At 64.6% G+C, this 1496-nt stretch carries 2 protein-coding genes; both read left to right on the top strand.

Going from position 1 to position 1496, the window contains the following annotated elements; genetic code table 11:
• On the top strand, nt 1-509 hold a 509-nt coding region (locus tag ACSFA3_RS22995), incomplete at its 5' end, for a substrate-binding domain-containing protein (RefSeq protein WP_435507768.1).
• 20 nt (nt 510-529) lie between these two features.
• The coding region (locus tag ACSFA3_RS22990) for an enolase C-terminal domain-like protein (protein WP_435507767.1) at nt 530-1496 on the top strand (967 nt) is incomplete at its 3' end.

Here is a 1496-nt window from a genome sequence, read left to right as displayed (position 1 = left end):
TGATCGGCAAGAGCGGCGAAGTCGCTCTGGTGGTGCACGACCAGACCAGCCGCACCGGCATCGACCGGCGCGACGGCTTCGTGAACCGCATCAAGTCGACCTACCCGAACATCAAGATCGTGAGCGTGCAGTACGGTGGCGGCGACCAGCTGAAGTCGACCGAGATCACCAAGTCGATATTGCAGGCCTCGCCCAACCTCAAGGGCATCTTCGGCGCCAATGAAGGCTCCGCCATCGGCGTGGTCAACGGCGTGAAGGAGATGAAGCGCAACGGCAAGGTCGTGATCATCGGCTACGACTCGGGCAAGCAGCAGAAGAACGCCATCATGGACGGCAGCATGGCCGGCGCCATCACCCAGAACCCGGTGGGCATGGGCTACAAGACCGTCGAGATGGCGGTGCAGGCGATCAAGGGCGAGAAGCTGCCGAAGGTGGTCGACACCGGGTTCTTCTGGTACGACAAGACAAACATCGCCGATCCGAAGATCGCTTCGGTGCTGTACGACTGATCGCTCGCCTGCAAAGTCCCATGACCATCGTCCGATCCATGCGCGTGCTCGACGTGCGCTTTCCCACCTCGCAGCATCTGGACGGCTCCGATGCGATGAACCCCGACCCGGACTATTCGGCGGCGTACGTCGTGCTCGAAACCGACCAGCCGGGGCTCGAAGGCCACGGCCTCACCTTCACCATCGGCCGTGGCAACGAGATCTGCTGTGCGGCCATCGAGGCGATGCGGCATCTGGTCGTGGGGCTCGACCTGGCATGGGTGGCCGAGGACATGGGGCGCTTCTGGCGGCACGTGACTTCTGACAGCCAACTGCGCTGGATAGGCCCCGACAAGGGCGCGATCCATCTCGCGACCGGCGCGGTGGTCAACGCGATGTGGGACCTGTGGGCCAAGTCCGAAGGCAAGCCCGTGTGGCAGCTGGTGGCCGACATGAGCCCGGAAGAGTTGGTGCGATGCATTGACTTTCGCTACATCACCGACTGCATTGCACCGGACGAGGCGCTGGCCCTGCTGCGCGCGGCAGCCGTCGGCAAGGCCGAACGCATCGCCACGCTGCAGGCCGAGGGCTACCCCTGCTACACCACGTCGGCCGGCTGGCTGGGCTACTCCGACGAGAAGCTGCGGCGCCTCGCGCAAGAGGCAGTAGACGCGGGCTTCAACCACATCAAGCTGAAGGTGGGGCGCGACCTGCAGGACGACATTCGCCGCTTGCGCGTGGCGCGCGAGGTGCTCGGGCCCGACCGGCACCTCATGATCGACGCCAATCAGGTATGGGAGGTCGGCCAGGCCATCGACTGGGTGCGCCAACTGGCGTTTGTCAAGCCGTGGTTCATCGAGGAGCCCACCAGCCCCGACGACGTGGAAGGCCACCGCAAGATCCGCGAAGGCGTCGCACCCGTGAAAGTGGCCACGGGAGAGATGTGCCAGAACCGCATCATGTTCCAGCAGTTCATCATGCGCGGCGGCATCGACGTGGTGCAGATCG

This window comes from Variovorax glucosi, from assembly GCF_051216695.1.
Taxonomy (GTDB): domain Bacteria; phylum Pseudomonadota; class Gammaproteobacteria; order Burkholderiales; family Burkholderiaceae_C; genus Variovorax.
Note: the sequence above shows the minus strand (reverse complement) of the source record. Positions and strands in the feature narration are given on the sequence as shown.